Annotated in this window: 14 protein-coding genes and 2 tRNA genes; 6 read left to right on the top strand and 10 right to left on the bottom strand. The window is 32.4% G+C overall.

The window, feature by feature from the left end; translation table 11 throughout:
* Positions 1-9: 9 nt before the first annotated feature.
* The 3 genes from B3J26_RS07600 (at position 10) to B3J26_RS07610 (ending at position 4,225) form a co-directional block, all read left to right on the top strand.
* Entirely contained in the window at positions 10-1,203 is a 1,194-nt protein-coding gene (locus B3J26_RS07600) for an HlyD family secretion protein (protein ID WP_038332984.1), read from the top strand.
* A gap of 21 nt (positions 1,204-1,224) precedes the next feature.
* Positions 1,225-2,796: a DHA2 family efflux MFS transporter permease subunit gene (locus B3J26_RS07605; RefSeq protein ID WP_291074030.1), complete on the top strand. Its 1,572-nt coding sequence runs from the start codon at positions 1,225-1,227 to the stop codon at positions 2,794-2,796.
* A 121-nt stretch (positions 2,797-2,917) separates the two neighbouring features.
* Positions 2,918-4,225 (top strand): DUF2268 domain-containing putative Zn-dependent protease, encoded by a 1,308-nt coding sequence (locus B3J26_RS07610; protein WP_115001677.1) that lies wholly within the window; start codon positions 2,918-2,920, stop codon positions 4,223-4,225.
* A 59-nt stretch (positions 4,226-4,284) separates the two neighbouring features.
* On the opposite strand, the gene B3J26_RS07615 is transcribed toward B3J26_RS07610, so the two are convergent.
* The 4 genes from B3J26_RS07615 to B3J26_RS07630 form a co-directional block, all read right to left on the bottom strand.
* Positions 4,285-4,938, bottom strand: coding sequence for a phosphoribosylanthranilate isomerase (locus B3J26_RS07615; protein WP_260391979.1), 654 nt, complete (start codon positions 4,936-4,938; stop codon positions 4,285-4,287).
* Between the two features lie 86 nt (positions 4,939-5,024).
* Positions 5,025-6,116 carry a peptide chain release factor 1 gene (gene prfA / locus B3J26_RS07620; RefSeq protein WP_038332970.1) on the bottom strand — a complete coding sequence of 364 codons (1,092 nt, stop codon included), beginning with the start codon at positions 6,114-6,116 and terminating at the stop codon, positions 5,025-5,027.
* 107 nt (positions 6,117-6,223) lie between these two features.
* Positions 6,224-8,410 carry a glutamine synthetase III gene (locus B3J26_RS07625; RefSeq protein WP_291074031.1) on the bottom strand — a complete coding sequence of 729 codons (2,187 nt, stop codon included), beginning with the start codon at positions 8,408-8,410 and terminating at the stop codon, positions 6,224-6,226.
* 264 nt (positions 8,411-8,674) lie between these two features.
* Complete coding sequence (locus B3J26_RS07630; RefSeq protein ID WP_291074032.1) at positions 8,675-9,088, bottom strand: DUF4293 domain-containing protein; 414 nt, start codon at positions 9,086-9,088, stop codon at positions 8,675-8,677.
* 174 nt (positions 9,089-9,262) lie between these two features.
* On the opposite strand from B3J26_RS07630, the gene rho reads away from it, so the two are divergent.
* Complete coding sequence (gene rho, locus B3J26_RS07635) at positions 9,263-10,900, top strand: transcription termination factor Rho (RefSeq protein ID WP_221856089.1); 1,638 nt, start codon at positions 9,263-9,265, stop codon at positions 10,898-10,900.
* Between the two features lie 128 nt (positions 10,901-11,028).
* Here rho and B3J26_RS07640 read toward each other — a convergent pair.
* The 4 genes from B3J26_RS07640 to B3J26_RS07655 form a co-directional block, all read right to left on the bottom strand.
* Positions 11,029-11,112: transfer RNA gene (locus B3J26_RS07640), tRNA-Leu, on the bottom strand.
* 24 nt (positions 11,113-11,136) lie between these two features.
* A tRNA-Gly gene (locus tag B3J26_RS07645) sits at positions 11,137-11,209 on the bottom strand.
* 169 nt (positions 11,210-11,378) lie between these two features.
* Complete coding sequence (locus tag B3J26_RS07650; protein ID WP_291074035.1) at positions 11,379-11,858, bottom strand: DNA-deoxyinosine glycosylase; 480 nt, start codon at positions 11,856-11,858, stop codon at positions 11,379-11,381.
* 74 nt (positions 11,859-11,932) lie between these two features.
* Complete coding sequence (locus B3J26_RS07655) at positions 11,933-13,849, bottom strand: ABC-F family ATP-binding cassette domain-containing protein (RefSeq protein WP_291074037.1); 1,917 nt, start codon at positions 13,847-13,849, stop codon at positions 11,933-11,935.
* A 107-nt stretch (positions 13,850-13,956) separates the two neighbouring features.
* Between B3J26_RS07655 and B3J26_RS07660 the strand changes: the two genes are divergently transcribed.
* The gene (locus B3J26_RS07660; RefSeq protein WP_115002126.1) at positions 13,957-14,277 is read left to right on the top strand and encodes a hypothetical protein; all 321 of its coding nucleotides are present in this window, start codon (positions 13,957-13,959) and stop codon (positions 14,275-14,277) included.
* An 18-nt stretch (positions 14,278-14,295) separates the two neighbouring features.
* On the top strand, positions 14,296-14,517 hold the full coding sequence (locus B3J26_RS07665) for a hypothetical protein (RefSeq protein ID WP_115001689.1): 222 nt from the start codon (positions 14,296-14,298) through the stop codon (positions 14,515-14,517).
* Between the two features lie 6 nt (positions 14,518-14,523).
* On the opposite strand, the gene B3J26_RS07670 is transcribed toward B3J26_RS07665, so the two are convergent.
* Both B3J26_RS07670 and B3J26_RS07675 read right to left on the bottom strand, forming a co-directional pair.
* Positions 14,524-14,985: a hypothetical protein gene (locus B3J26_RS07670; RefSeq protein ID WP_115001691.1), complete on the bottom strand. Its 462-nt coding sequence runs from the start codon at positions 14,983-14,985 to the stop codon at positions 14,524-14,526.
* A gap of 11 nt (positions 14,986-14,996) precedes the next feature.
* Complete coding sequence (locus B3J26_RS07675; RefSeq protein WP_291074039.1) at positions 14,997-16,055, bottom strand: NAD(P)/FAD-dependent oxidoreductase; 1,059 nt, start codon at positions 16,053-16,055, stop codon at positions 14,997-14,999.
* Positions 16,056-16,102: the final 47 nt, after the last annotated feature.

Genomic DNA, 16,102 nt, shown 5'->3' on the forward strand with positions numbered 1-16,102 from the left:
CCTCTCGATATGGAAGAAAATAATCAAGAAAAGAAAAAAATAAATTCAAAATTTATCATCGTTTTAGGAGCATTAATCATCCTTGGAGGTGGATATGGAGTTTATAAATATTTACACGGACAAGCGCACGAAATTACTGATGATGCACAAATTGAATCAAAAATAACACCTGTTATACCTAAAGTTTCAGGATACATTCAGAAGATTTTAGTAGAAGATAACCAAATGGTTCACAAAGGTGATACATTAGTTGTTTTGGATGGATCTGAATTTGCCTTGAAATTGCAACAATCGCAAGATGCTCTATTACAAGCAGAAGGTCAATTAGGAGTTGCTCACGCAGGTGTTTCTCAAGCTGGTGCAGCTATTGGAGTGACAGAAGCTGGTGCAGTTGCAGCAAATACAACAATCGAAACAGCTCAAGCAAGTGTTAATACAGCTCAAGCAAATGTAGAAGCAGCAAAAGTACAAGTTTGGAGAACGAAAAATGATTTTGATCGTTACAATAAATTATACCAAAATCAATCGATCACAAAACAACAATACGAGCAAGCTTTAGCAGCAAAAGAAACAGCTGAAAAGCAATTGCGAATTGTACAAGAACAATTAGGTGTTTCTCGTGCTCAATTAGCTTCTACAGCAAAACAAGCGCAAGCTACAGCAAAACAAGTGAACACTTCGAAAGCACAAGCTGATGCTTCAAAAGCACAAATTAAAGTTGCGGAAGCAGCAATTGGTCAAAGCAAAACAAACATCGATAATGCAAAATTATATTTGTCTTATACGTATGTAATTGCAGCTGAAGATGGACAAGTTTCTAAAATTAATTTACAACCAGGACAATTGGTTCAAGCTGGTCAATCTTTGTTTAATATTGTGACAACAAATAATATTTGGGTTGTGGCAAATTACAAAGAAACTCAATTAGAAAAAATTAGAGTTGGACAAGAAGCCATCATCAAAGTAGATGCATATCCAAACCACGAATTCAAAGCGAAAGTAACGTCTTTATCTCCTGCAACAGGTGCTAAATTTGCGTTATTACCTCCAGATAATGCATCTGGTAACTTCGTAAAAACAGTTCAACGTCTTCCGATTAAAATCGAATTTATCGATCAAAAAGACGAAATGTTGAAAATGATTCGTCCAGGTATGAACGTGGAAGCTGATATTCTTTTAAAATCGAATACTTCTGCAAAGTAATAACACCTATTCAGAAAAATTATGGAAGAAAATAATTTAGTTGAATATGGTGCAAGACGTGTAATCATCACCATTACCGCCATCATGTGTGCATTGTTAGAGATTGTTGATACAACAATTGTAAACGTTGCGATGAATGACATGAAAGGTAGTTTGGGTGTCTCTTTAACTGATATTGCGTGGGTGGTTACCGCTTACGCAATTGCCAACGTAATTGTAGTACCGATGACCAGCTGGTTGTCGCAACAATTTGGACGACGCAATTATTTTGCGGCTTCGATTATCATTTTTACAGTTGCCTCATTTCTTTGTGGAAATGCAACAACGTTGTGGGAAATTATCTTGTTCCGATTTATACAAGGACTTGGTGGTGGAGCGCTATTAGTAACTTCGCAAACCATCATTACCGAAAGTTATCCACCCGAAAAACGTGGTTTAGCGCAGGCAATTTATGGAATGGGAGTTATTGTTGGTCCTACGCTTGGTCCGCCTTTAGGAGGTTATATTATTGATAATTGGTCTTGGCCATATATATTTTACATCAATATTCCGATCGGGATTATTGCAGTATTGTTAACGATATCATTTGTTCGCAGTCCAAAATATGCAGAGAAATCAAAACTAAGTCAAGTCGATTTCTTGGGAATTATTTTGTTAGCCATTGCAGTTGGATCGTTACAATATGTATTAGAACACGGACAACAAGACGACTGGTTCTCAGATTCGACAATTGTAACCTTAAGTATTGCAAGTTTCTTCGGATTCATTTTATTTATTTGGCGAGAATTAGTTTTCAAACATCCGATTGTAAATTTACGTGTACTGAAAGATAGCAACTTGGCAGTTGGTACTATTTTATCCTTCATCTTAGGATTTGGATTATATGGATCGACATTCGTTATTCCAATTTATACACAATCAATCTTAGGATGGACAGCGACTGATGCAGGTTTATTATTAATCCCTTCATCGTTGATGACAGCATTCATGATGCCAATCATCGCAACAATGTTACAAAAAGGTGTACCACCTAAATATATGGTTGCAGGAGGATTCTTTATCTTTTTCTGTTACAGTTTTTGGTCATACAAAATCTTAACACCAGACACAGGTTCCGAGCATTTCTTTTGGCCATTAATTGTTCGTGGAGTTGGATTGGGATTATTATTTGTACCTGTTACCACACTTTCACTTTCTAGTTTGACGGGGCAACAAATTGGTGAAGGAGCTGCCTTTACAGGAATGATGCGTCAGTTAGGAGGATCTTTTGGTATTGCGATTATTACAACATTTATTTCGCGTTGGACAGTTGGACACCGAACAAATTTAGTTTCGCATCTTGATACATCCGATTTTGATGTACAAAAACATATTCAGAATTTACAAATGAGCTTCGTGAGCAAAGGTTTTGCACCAAATGAAGCATTAAATAAAGCCTATAACCTACTCGATTTACAAGTTACCAAACAAGCAACTGTGTTAACTTATATGGATGTTTTCTTGTATTTGGGTGTAGTTTTCTTAATCTGTATTCCATTTATTTTGTTCTTTATCAAAAAAGGAGCAGGTAAAGTAATCAGTGCAGGACATTAAAAAAGAATAATTATTTTAATTTTCAGTTTTTTATAAATGTAAAATCCATCTCAATTTATTGGGATGGATTTTTTTGTTGAATTAAATAGAAATAGATTATTTTAGATACTCAATACTATTTATGAAAAATTCTATATTAACATCTATTACAGCTTATTTCCTCTTTTCTTTTTCTGTCAATGCGCAAAAAGTTTTTACATCAGACGTGGATAATTTTTGGACTGCTTATGATAAAATAACTCAAACTAAAGATTCTGTATTGCAATATAAATATTTGAATGACGACTATTTATCAAAAGGTACACAAGGTTTAAAATTAATTAGAGAAGCAAGAAATTATACCGAAAAAGATTATATCAATGCAATTAATACTTATCCTAAATTCTGGAATTCGGTTCGAAAAAATACCTTAAAGTCTAAGAATCTATCAAAAGATTTGAATAAAGGAATTAAAAAACTCCGATTGATTTATCCTGAATTAAAACCAGCTAATATTTACTTTACAATTGGTGCATTACGTACAAATGGAACAATAAAAGATGGAAGTGTTTTGATTGGAAGCGAAATTGCGATGACGGATAAAAATACCATTACAGACGAATTTCCTGAAAATCAACGCAACTCAAGACGTTTGTATTTTGATAGCGAACCGATTAATAATTTAATATTATTAAATGCGCATGAGTATGTACATACACAACAAAAATTACCAGCAAACAATCTTCTTTCTAATGTTATTTACGAAGGTATTGCAGAATTTGTCTCCACAAAAGCAATGAATGTACCATCGGTAGCTCCTGCAATAGCTTATGGTAAGAAGAATAACGAAAAAGTAAGAGCACGATTTGAACAAGAAATGTTTACTCTTAATAATTTAAACAAATGGCTTTGGGGAGATTCTCCAAATGAGTTTGGTGTAAGAGATTTAGGTTATTATGTCGGTTATCAGATGGCTGAAAACTATTACAATCAAGCGAATAATAAACAAAATGCAATAAAAGAATTAATCGAATTAGATTATGCAAACGAAGCTGTTATTGAAGATTATGTAACTAAATCAAATTATTTTTCTAAATCATTAGAAGAACTTCAAAAAGATTTTGAAAGCAAAAGACCTACTGTTCTTGGAATAAAACAATTTAACAATTACAGTAAAAATGTTGATCCCAAAACAAAAGAGATTACCATCAATTTTTCTGAACCTCTAAATGGATTTAATACTGGAGTAGATTATGGTGAATTAGGTGAAGCCGCATTTCCTAAAAGTGATTTCAAGAAAAGATATTGGTCAAATGATAATAAAAGTTGGACAATTAGTGTAGAATTAGAACCAAATAAAAAATATCAGTTTATGATTACAAGTAATTTTAGAAATACAACTAATTACCCTCTAAAAAATTATTTGATAGAATTTGAAACTTCTAATTAGGTTTTTGAATAAGTAAAATCCTTGTCAAGATTCAAAACTTTGACAAGGATTTTATTTTTTTAACCATTAACCGCTCTAAAAAAAGCGTCTAATTTCTTTTCATCTAATTTTCCGTCAGTTCTTACACCACTGCAAATATCTACGCCAAAAGGCTGAACAACATCAATCGCTTCACGAATATTATCAGGATGAAGACCGCCAGCCAAAAATAGAGGAATGTTAATTTCTTCTCTAATTTTTTTACTAATCGCCCAATTGTGCGTGCGCCCTGTCCCTCCCAGTTCTTTTACTTGTAAGTTAGGATTTCCGCTATCTAATAAAATAGCGTCTACAAACTGAGATTTCTCTATCGCTTCAGTTACCGAATTTTCATCAATTACATGAATCACTTGTACCAATTTTACCCAAGGTAATTCGTTTCTCAAAATTTGATATTCTTCGTTTTTCAGCTCATCAACCAACTGAATTGTATTCGTATAAACTTTTTTATAATGTTGAATAATTGTTTCTGAAGTTGTTTCACTTGTTAATAAAAACGAAGCTAATGTTGGCGGGATAATTTGTGTAATATCTTTGATTAAATCATCACCAATAATACCTGGTCCGCTTGGCATATTACCAACTAAACCTAATCCACTCGCTCCATATTTTATCGCTTGTTGTGCTTCTTCTTTGCTACTAATACAACAAATTTTAACTCTTGTTTTCATCATTTGTTTTATTCTTAATACTATAAATATATAAAAAAACACCTCAATTTCTTGAAGTGTTTTGTATGATCTAAGATTTAAAATTGATGTTAGAAATCTTCTTCCGAACCTTTTAATTTTTCTGCATTTTCTGCCATTTTCAATGCATCAATCATTTCTTGAATATCTCCATTCATAAAGTTATCCAAATTATAAATTGATTTGTTGATACGGTGATCTGTTACACGTCCTTGCGGATAGTTGTATGTACGAATTTTAGCCGAACGGTCACCAGTCGAAACTAACGATTTACGTTGAGCAGAACGTTCTGAATGTTTTTTCTCGAACTCGATTTCATACAATTTTGTACGTAATAATTGTAACGCTTTTTCACGGTTCTTATGTTGAGAACGCGCTTCTTGACAAACAATTACAATTCCAGAAGGTTTGTGCGTTAATTGAACTTTTGTTTCAACTTTATTTACATTTTGTCCTCCCGCACCAGACGAACGCGCTGTTTGATACTCCAAATCTGCTGGATTAATCACTACATCAACTTCCTCTGCTTCTGGTAAAACCGCAACCGTAATCGCCGATGTATGCACACGCCCTTGCGATTCTGTTTCAGGAACACGTTGTACACGGTGAACACCCGATTCGTATTTCATCGTTCCATACACTGCATTTCCTTCTACTTGCATCACCAACTCTTTGTATCCTTTTCCAGATGCTTCAGAAGTATTTAATACTTCGTGTTTCCATCCTTTTTCTTTGAAATACATCGAATACATGCGGTAAATATCTTCTACGAAAATCGCTGCTTCATCTCCTCCTGTACCAGAACGTAACTCGACAATGATGTTTTTCTCATCTTCTGGATCTTTTGGAATCAACATCATTTTGATTTCTTCCTCTAAAGGTGGAATCGCATTGATTGCTTCGTCTTTTTCTATTTTAGCTAACTCAACCATTTCAGCATCAGAACCATCTTGAATAATTTCGTCTGCTTCCTCAATTACATTGATTAAGTTTTCGTATTGTTTTTGCATTTCAACAAAGTCTTTCAAATCAGAATATTCTTTGTTTAATTTCGCATAACGAGCTTGATCTGTTACGATATCTGGTTGGATGATTAAATCTGCTACCTCATCGAAACGTTGTTTGATTGCTCTTAATTTATCTAATAGACCTAAATCTGCCATATACTTTTATTGGATTGCAAAGATACAATAACTCAAGGGATTCAGAAAATTTGAATAAAAAAAAACCGATGATTTCTCATCGGTTTAGTAATTTATTGTTGAAAATATTATCTCGTAAATAATAATTCTCTGTATTTTGTTAAGACCCAGTATTCGTTGTCTACCATTAATTCTAACTTATCCGCATGGTAACGAATTTCATCATAATATGGTTTTACTTTATCACAATAAGCATATGCTTTCTCTTCTAAAGATTCAACCACATTTGCTTCTTTACGCGCATCCATCATTAAGTGCAATTTTGCGTTTAATTCGTTTACATGCATCGAAATTTTCTTTAAAATGATTAATTGCTCGCCTGCATATTCTTCATAATCATCTCCAAAAATATCTTTGAATCCTTTAATGTTTTTGATCAATATATTTTGATATTTGAAAGCTGTCGGAATAATATGATTCCTAACAATATCACCTAAAACACGACCTTCAATCTGAATTTTCTTGATGTAATCTTCTAATTCGATTTCATAACGCGCTTCAACTTCTGTGTTGTTCATTACATTAAGCTCCGAGAATAAATCCAACGATTTTTGAGAAACTTTTGCTTTTAAAGCTGATGGAGTTGTTTTGTGATTTGACAATCCTCTACGAGCTGCTTCTTCTTCCCATTCTTTGCTGTATCCGTCTCCTTCGAATAATATATTTTTTGTTTCTTTGATATACTCACGTAAAACATTGAAAATTGCTTCGTCTTTTTTCAAACCTGTTTCAATCAAGGCATCAACTTCTTTTTTGAAATCAATCAATTGTTTTGCTACAATTGCGTTCAAGGTTGTCATCGCATTTGCACAGTTTGCAGTTGATCCTACAGCGCGGAACTCAAATTTATTTCCTGTAAAAGCAAATGGTGAAGTTCTGTTTCTGTCAGTATTGTCTAATAAAACATCTGGAATTTTACCTACAACGTTTAATTTTAAATCAGTTTTTTCTTCTGGAGATAATTTCCCTGTCGAAACACCTTCTAATTCTTCCAATACTTTTGTTAATTGCTGACCAATAAAAATTGAAATAATTGCAGGCGGAGCTTCATTCGCACCTAAACGATGGTCATTAGAAGCCGAAGCGATAGAAGCACGTAACAATTCCTCGTAAATTGAAACTGCTTTGATGGTATTGATAAAAAACGTTAAAAACTGTAAATTGCTATTTGGTGTTTTTCCTGGCGCTAATAAATTTACTCCAGTATCTGTTGCTAACGACCAGTTATTGTGTTTTCCTGATCCGTTAACTCCTTTGAATGGTTTTTCGTGGAATAACACTTTAAAATGATGACGCTCTCCTACTTTTTGCATCACATCCATTAATAATGAATTGTGGTCAACTGCTAAATTCGTTTCTTCAAAAATTGGGGCTAACTCAAATTGATTTGGAGCAACTTCGTTGTGACGCGTTTTTACAGGAATTCCTAACAACATACATTCGTTTTCTAAATCGCGCATATAATTTAAAACACGTGTAGGAATCGAACCAAAATAATGATCTTCTAATTGTTGACCTTTTGCAGAAACATGTCCTAACAATGTTCTACCAGTTTGTAAAATATCTGGACGAGAAGCCGCTAAAGCATCATCAATTAAGAAATATTCTTGTTCCCAACCTAAAGTCGGAATTACTTTCTTCACATTTTTATCGAAGAACTTCGCTACTTCTGTAGCGGCTTCATCAATTGATAAAAGCGCTCTTAACAAAGGTGCTTTATTATCTAGAGCTTCTCCTGTGTACGAAACAAATACTGTCGGAATACATAATGTTGTTCCAAAAATAAATGCTGGTGAAGTTGGATCCCAAGCGGTATATCCACGTGCTTCGAATGTATTACGAATTCCTCCATTTGGAAAAGAAGATGCATCTGGTTCTTGTTGAACTAATAATGATCCACTAAATTTTTCTACAGGATCTGCTCCATCAAATGAAGTTTCGAAAAATGCATCATGTTTCTCTGCTGTTGTTCCTGTTAATGGCTGAAACCAGTGCGTATAGTGTGTTACACCTTTGCTCATCGCCCATTCTTTCATTCCTAAAGCAACAAAATCTGCCATTTTACGGTCTATTTTAGTACCATAATCCATTGCAGAACGAACGGCTTTATAAGCTTCTGAAGTTAAATGTTGACGCATTGCTTTGTCATTGAAAACATTGCTTGCAAAAATTTCTGATTTTTTCCCTAATTCAGGAACAGCTACCGGTTTGCGATTGCTTGCGGCTTTTAATGCTTCAAAACGAAATGATGTCATAAGAAAATTACTTTGTGTTGTTTTATGATGCAAAAATAAATAAAAATTAAACATAAAATAAAAACACCCTGATTTTTTTAGGGGTTGTATTAAAATTTTATCACAAATAAATTCAACACCCCTTTTTTTTTGGTTTTGTTTTTAAAAATTTTCAATATAAAATAAATTTTTATTTAACATTCGAATAAACTTCTTTAAACGAAAAAAGCAGTTTCAATTGCTTGAAACTGCTTTTAGACACTCATAATATAAAAAGTTTTTGGTCTATCTGAAACGGTCTACTGATTTTACAAGATCATCATCCTTCTTAATCAAACGATTGGCAATTGACAGAAGCACAATCGAAGCTAAAGGAACTAATGCCCAAATACCTTTCTCAGAATTTCCTTCTCCAGGTAATGTTAATAGACAATATACAAAAGAACCAATTAATAAAACATTCAAAATAATGTTTAACCATCCTAAGCTAATTTGTAACTTACGTTTTTTGAAAAACATAATGGTTAAAAATGAAATTAAAGCTGATGAGAAAAAGGCTAACGAAAAAATGTAATCTCCTTTCTCCGGATATTGTAACCAATTTAATGGAATATCAAACAGCTTATCAAAATTCATGGCGAATATACTCGAAATTATTCCACTTAAGAATAAATATATACTTTGCTTTCTTTGAATCATTTCTTAAATTTCGAATACAAATGTAAAAAAACTTTTTGAGTTTTTATAATTATTCGTACTATTGCATTAATAAATCTCAAATTTATACGCTTTATAACAATTCTATTGTTATGATTCCCAATTACTTTATTGAATAAAAAAATATAAACACATTAATACCTTCATTATAGGATTATGTTTGATATCGAAGAATTAAAATCATTCAAATTACCAGATTTACAACAAGTTGCAGAGCAATTAAAAATCGATGGGTATAAGAAATTAAAAAAAGGTGAGTTGTTAGACGCAGTTTTAGGTTTTATCAACAGCCAACCAAAGGTTGAAGAAAAAGCTGAAACAAAACCTGCTAAAAAAGATGAAGCTGAAAATCTGCCTACAGAAGATAAGAAACCGAAACGCAAACGAGTTCAGAATTCGGAAGGAGAAGTTCAACAAAAAGAGGCTGTTGCAGAAGAAGTAAAAACTGAAAAAGTTGAAAATACTTCTACCGAAACAGAAAAAAAGGAAGAAAATAATCCTCGCGTTAATAAATTTCAGGAACGAGCGAACAAAAGCCAAGATCTGAAAAAGAATAACCAAAATAATCAGAAGAAAAATAATCAATCTGATAATCGTAATCAAAACGATCAATCTCAACAAAATAATCACCACAACAATCAAAATCAAAAAAATAAATATCGCGCTGCGAATTATGAATTTGATGGAATTATTGAAACTGAAGGTGTTTTAGAGATTTTACCAGATAATAATTATGGTTTTTTACGTTCATCTGATTTTAATTATTTGTCTTCGCCTGATGATGTGTATGTTTCTCAATCTCAAATTAGATTATTTGGATTAAAAACGGGAGATACAATTACAGGAGAAGTTCGTCCTCCAAAAGAAGGTGAAAAATATTTTCCTTTAATCAAAATTAAAGAAATCAACGGTCGTACGCCAGATTATGTACGTGATCGTATCGCTTTTGAGCATTTAACTCCACTTTTCCCTAACGAGAAATTCAATTTAAGTAATTCTAAATCTTTATCAAATCGCGTGATTGACTTATTTACACCAATAGGTAAGGGTCAACGTGGAATGATTGTGGCGCCACCAAAAACGGGTAAAACAACGTTATTGAAAGATATTGCGAATGGAATTGCGCAAAATCATCCAGAAGTTTATTTGATTGTTTTATTAATTGATGAGCGTCCGGAAGAGGTAACAGATATGAAACGTTCGGTAAACGGAGAGGTTATTGCGTCTACGTTTGATGAGGAAGCAAATCGCCATGTAAAAGTTGCAAATATCGTTTTAGAGAAGGCAAAACGTATGGTAGAATGTGGACACGATGTTGTGATTCTTTTAGATTCTATTACGCGTTTGGCACGTGCTTACAATACTGTTTCGCCAGCTTCTGGTAAAGTATTGTCGGGTGGTGTTGATGCAAATGCATTGCACAAACCAAAACGTTTCTTTGGAGCAGCTCGTAACATCGAAAATGGAGGTTCTCTTACAATTATTGCAACTGCATTGATTGATACAGGTTCTAAAATGGATGAAGTTATTTTCGAAGAATTTAAAGGAACAGGAAACATGGAATTACAATTGGATCGTAAGATTTCGAACAAACGTATTTTCCCTGCAATTGACTTAGTAAGTTCTTCTACGCGTAAAGACGATTTGTTATTAGACGACAAAACACAACAATTAATGTGGGTTCTTCGCAACCATTTATCGGATATGAATCCTGTAGAAGCGATGGAATTCTTACACGATCGTATCAAACATACACGCTCTAACGAAGAGTTTTTAATCTCAATGAATAAGTAATTTATTACAACTTATAATTAAAAAAAACCATCTAAAGCTATTTAGGTGGTTTTTTTTTTATAAATCTATTTTATGAAAAAAATATATAACAAAAAAAGCCCAAGAAAATAAATTCTTGAGCTTTGTTGTACCTCAGGCGGGACTTGAACCCGCACGTCCTAATGGACACAGGATTTTAAGTCCTGCGTGTCTACCAATTCCACCACCAAGGCATCCACTTCTAAGAAAGAAGTTAGAGCGGGAAACGGGACTCGAACCCGCAACATTCAGCTTGGAAGGCTGACGCTCTACCAATTGAGCTATTCCCGCGATTGTGAGTGCAAATATAGAACAGCTTTTTTAATTACAAAACTTTTAGGAAACATTTTTTTCATAATTATTTTACATTAAAAGCTAAGTTTCTCATCATAATATTTTTAAGCACTAAAATAATTTTACTTTTCTTTGATTAAATTATTTTGAACATTAAAAATTCATCTTAAATAATTGCATTTTTCCAGATTTCAATCAATCGTTCGTAAGAAAATTGAGCATTTGCAGGACTTGTGCTTGGCAAAGAAATATACTCAATAGATGTTTTTTCATCAAAATATTTCCAAAATAATTGTTCTGATTTCTTTCCATTGAAAATTATTTTATCAATTGTAGGATATTCATTCAACAATTCATCAATCTGATTTGGCAAAACATTTTTCATATCCACATCCATGCTTCCCTTTCTGTCAGCAGAATGTGCAACATCCCAAAGCGCAAACTTATTCTGTAAAATAAGTTGTTTTCTTATTTCATAATCTTCTGAAAATTCTGTCTCAAAAATCTCAAACATCATTTTCCAAAATCGATTACGCGGATGTCCATAATATTGATTAACTTCTAACGATATATCACCAGGTAAAGAGCCAAGAATTAATGTTTTTGGTAGTTCTGATATAATTGCAGCAAATGATTGTTTATGCATTTTGTTTTATTCTAAAAATATAATGTACAAAAAAAGTGCTACAGTTTGTAGCACTTTTTTTTCTATTTCTATCATTAGATAATTTGTTCAGAAACCTCCTCCCACTCTAACATTTTTTTGTCTAAATCATTTTTCAGATTCGAGTATTTATCTAATTCTTGTTGCGTTTGCGAACCTGCATGCAACTTATTTTCTAAATCGGCAATCTTCGTCTCTAAATCAGAAATCTCCGTTTCTATTCTTGACAATCTATTTTTAAGACGTTTTTGCTCTTTCTCTTCCTCAAAAGATAAAACTCTTTTCGCTTGTTCTATTTTAACCTCAATCGGTTTCTCTTCTTTTCGTGCAGCCAAACTATTTCCTTTCTCCACTTCACGGAAACTTCCCGCTTTTATTTGCGCCAAATAATCATCAATTCCAGAAAGATATTCTTTCACTTGACCATTACGGAAATCGAACACTTTATCTACTAAACCTTCTAAAAATTCACGGTCATGAGATACTAAAATCAAAGTTCCAGAATATTTTTGTAAAGCTTTTTTCAACAATTCTTTTGATACAATATCCAAGTGGTTCGTTGGCTCATCCATGATTAATACATTGAATGGACGTAACAATAATTTACACAACGCCAAACGATTTCGCTCACCTCCCGAAAGAACCGAAACTTTTTTCTCAACAGCATCACCACCAAACATAAATGCACCTAAATAATCGCGAACATGTTTACGTGTTTCTTCTGTTGCAGAATTTTCTGCTTCTTCTAAAACCGTTAATTTATCATTCAAAACATGTGCTTGATTTTGGGCAAAATATCCGATTTCTACATTATGTCCATGTTTTATTTTGCCTGAATGCTCTTGTTCGTTGATAATCGCACGCGATAAAGTCGTTTTTCCTTGACCATTTTGACCAACAAAAGCTACTTTTTCTCCTCGATTAACATAAAAAGAAACATGATCAAAAACTTGATGATCACCAAAAGCAACACCTACATCATCTAACTCGAAAATAATTTTACCTGGCTGAACAGCATCCACAAAACGGATATTCATTTTCGTTACATCATCATTTTCAATTTCGATGCGTTCTATTTTATCTAATTTTTTGATTAATGATTGCGCCATCGAAGCTTTATTAGCTTTTGCACGGAATTTTGAAATTAAATCTTCCGTGTGCTTAATCATTTGCTCTTGATTCTTCTGTGCTTGCTCTAATTTTTCGCGACGATCTTCACGCAATTCTAAATAACGCGTATAATTCGCTTTAAAATCAGAAATGTGGCGATTTGCAATTTCGATTGTACGATTAGTTACGTTATCCAAAAATTGACGGTCGTGCGAAACCAACACAACAGCTCCAGGATAATCTTTCAAGAAATCTTCTAACCAAACAATCGAATCGATATCCAAATGGTTGGTAGGCTCATCTAAAAGCATTACATCATGTTTTTGCAACAATAGTTTTGCCAATTCAATTCGCATTCTCCAACCTCCAGAAAATTCTTCTGTTGGGCGATGAAAATCTGAATTTTTGAATCCTAAACCAATTAAAATTTGTTCGATTTCAGCATCTTTTGTGTAACCACCTAAAAGTCCGAAACGTTCTATTAAATGAGAAATATCTTCAATTAATTTTCCATATTCGTCCGATTCGTAATCTGTTCTTTCAGCTAATTCTTTGTTTACAAAATCAATACGTTCTTGAATTTCAACCAATTGCTCAAAAGCAGAATCCGCTTCTTGCCAAACCGTTCTTCCTTGTACAAAATCAATATCTTGCGATAAATATCCGATTGTAACGTCGCCTTCGTAAACAACTTCACCTTCTGAAGATTGCTGACTTTTGGCTAAAATTTTAAGCAAAGTAGATTTTCCTGCTCCATTTTTCCCTACCAAACCAACACGGTTTCCTTTGTTGATGCGGAACGAAACGTTTTCGAATAAATATCTACCCGCAAAATAAACTCCTAAATTTTGTACTAATAACATTTTGCAAAAATACAATGTTTTTTGTTAGATGAAAACTTATCTCAAAACTATAAGTAGTATATTGTGAAAGTGTTTTAAAAATAACAATCACCTTTCAATTAATGATTATGAGTAAAATTATTATTGTTCCTATTAATAAAGAAGCTGAATTAAAATTAGATTATGATACAGCTTCTCCAAACGAATTAATCGAAATTAGGTTAAATGAATCAGAATTTAATATTTTATGGAAGAAAGGTGTTTTTGATTTAATTAATCAAACTTGTAATTCAATAATTGACGATTATGAAGACGAAAAAATTAATAATTTAGTTTTAATTGAAAACACTTATAATCAATTGAAGAAAACATATCCTGAATGCGAAAATATTATTAATATATTTCATAAAGCATTAGAACTTAAAACAAGTATTCATTTCTATTTTTAACAATATTTAAAATCACTTATGAAGATAATATTTGATGGCTGGAATGAAGGATTTCAAAAAGTCACTTTAACACATCTACAAATTGACTTACTAAAAATATCATTAAAAGTTGCTAAAAGTAATGTTGACAAATTATTAGATGGACATTCAATAACAATTGATGTTAACGATGAACAATTAGCTTTAACTTTTATAAAAGAAGCTAAAAATATTAATGCTAATTGTAGAATTTTGCATTGATTTTTTTTAAGGTTTTAAACGATAACTCAAAAAATACAATACAAAACTGATTAAAATCGAAAAAGTTGCTGGCACAAAATAAGCCAATGCGAGATTTTTGGTTGCAATAAAATTAATTGGAAGGTTCATTAATCTGAATTGAAAAACTAAAAAACACAATACTACTATAATTACAGACATTTTCCAATCGTAATTGCGTTTATGATTAATTACTGAACATAAAATATACGCCAAAACAATACCTACAAAACTCAAAATTGTTTTCATTGTAGCTAAATGTTTCAGTTTTTCGCTGATTCCGAATTCGTCACTTTTTCTAACCAAAAAGGCAAAATTATCTTTTCCCATTGAATGAATTAATTCAATCAAATCTAATTCAGCCAAGACGTAAAATTGTTGAATTCCTAAAAATAACAAAACGCTTGCTACAAGTTGAATTGCAAATATTTTTATGTCAAATTTTTTCATTCAAAATAGGTTTAAAATCGATCATAGAAACGTGCAATGTTCGCTTCTTTGTCAATTAGTTGATTATTTTCTAAAAAATCGTACAAATCATCCACCATCACAGGCGCTAACATTGTCCCACGCGTTCCCATTCCATTTAGACAAATCAATTGTTGATGCGTTGGATGCGCTCCTATAATTGGACGACGATCCACAACCGTTGGACGAATTGACGCATGTTGTTCCACAACTTCAAAATCATCTTTAAAAAAATTCTGAACACCTTCAACCAAATATTGTTTTGCATCCTCAGTATTTTCATAATTCACATGATCACGATCGTAAGTTGCGCCTACAAAATATTGATTATTTTCTAAAGGCATCAAAAATTCTTTTCCTTTCACAACTGCTTCAGGTAAATTAGCTTCTGTTTTAATTCTCAACACTTCGCCTTTTACACCAATTATAGGTAAATTTTTGAAATAAGGATTGTTCAAAATATTATAACCTTCGGCAAAAATTATTTTAGTTGCTTCGATTTTTTTATAGCTCGTTTGATTATCCTCTAATTTTAATTCATTAAAATCAAAAGTTTCATCAAGAAACAAATCATTTTTGACTAAATAATTTTTAAAATCAGCCAAAAGATTTGTCAAATCAACACGGCCTGTATGCAAAACTTCGCCAGAACCTATCGGAGAATTTATTGAAGAAAAATCATTCAATTGTTCTGTATCAGTTGCTAAATAATCAATCAAATCTGGATGAGTTGTCGCTTTTTTCAACCACGTTTTTTTCTCTTGTTCGTCATTAAAAATTCTATAAACTGGAAAATTGTAGATATATTTTTTGTTTAACAATTGTTCAAAATAACCAAAAACCTCTCGTAATCTTTCGATTTGTTTTGTTGCATTCCAAACAATTGAAAATCGTTTTAGCACAACAGGATTAAAAATTCCAGCAGCAATCGCCGATGCTTTGTGAAAATGATTATCAATCACCACAAAAGATTTTTTTTCTTTCAACAATTTCATCGCCATACAACTCCCTGCAACACCTTGACCAACGATGATATATTCTACTTTTTTCAATTTCTAAAATTTGCTTACAAAGGTATCTATTTTAGATTTTAAGGATT

It is taken from the genome of Empedobacter sp. UBA5987, assembly GCF_002429865.1.
Classification (GTDB): Bacteria; Bacteroidota; Bacteroidia; order Flavobacteriales; family Weeksellaceae; genus Empedobacter; species Empedobacter falsenii_B.

Coding starts and splice junctions, on each gene's coding strand:
- B3J26_RS07600 (WP_038332984.1), top strand. CDS start 10: ATGGAAGAAAATAATCAAGAAAAGAAAAAAATAAATTCAAAATTTATC.
- B3J26_RS07650 (WP_291074035.1), bottom strand. CDS start 11,858: ATGCATAAACAATCATTTGCTGCAATTATATCAGAACTACCAAAAACA.
- B3J26_RS07625 (WP_291074031.1), bottom strand. CDS start 8,410: ATGACATCATTTCGTTTTGAAGCATTAAAAGCCGCAAGCAATCGCAAA.
- B3J26_RS07610 (WP_115001677.1), top strand. CDS start 2,918: ATGAAAAATTCTATATTAACATCTATTACAGCTTATTTCCTCTTTTCT.
- prfA (WP_038332970.1), bottom strand. CDS start 6,116: ATGGCAGATTTAGGTCTATTAGATAAATTAAGAGCAATCAAACAACGT.
- B3J26_RS07665 (WP_115001689.1), top strand. CDS start 14,296: ATGAAGATAATATTTGATGGCTGGAATGAAGGATTTCAAAAAGTCACT.
- B3J26_RS07655 (WP_291074037.1), bottom strand. CDS start 13,849: ATGTTATTAGTACAAAATTTAGGAGTTTATTTTGCGGGTAGATATTTA.
- B3J26_RS07630 (WP_291074032.1), bottom strand. CDS start 9,088: ATGATTCAAAGAAAGCAAAGTATATATTTATTCTTAAGTGGAATAATT.
- B3J26_RS07615 (WP_260391979.1), bottom strand. CDS start 4,938: ATGATGAAAACAAGAGTTAAAATTTGTTGTATTAGTAGCAAAGAAGAA.
- B3J26_RS07605 (WP_291074030.1), top strand. CDS start 1,225: ATGGAAGAAAATAATTTAGTTGAATATGGTGCAAGACGTGTAATCATC.
- B3J26_RS07660 (WP_115002126.1), top strand. CDS start 13,957: ATGAGTAAAATTATTATTGTTCCTATTAATAAAGAAGCTGAATTAAAA.
- B3J26_RS07670 (WP_115001691.1), bottom strand. CDS start 14,985: ATGAAAAAATTTGACATAAAAATATTTGCAATTCAACTTGTAGCAAGC.
- rho (WP_221856089.1), top strand. CDS start 9,263: ATGTTTGATATCGAAGAATTAAAATCATTCAAATTACCAGATTTACAA.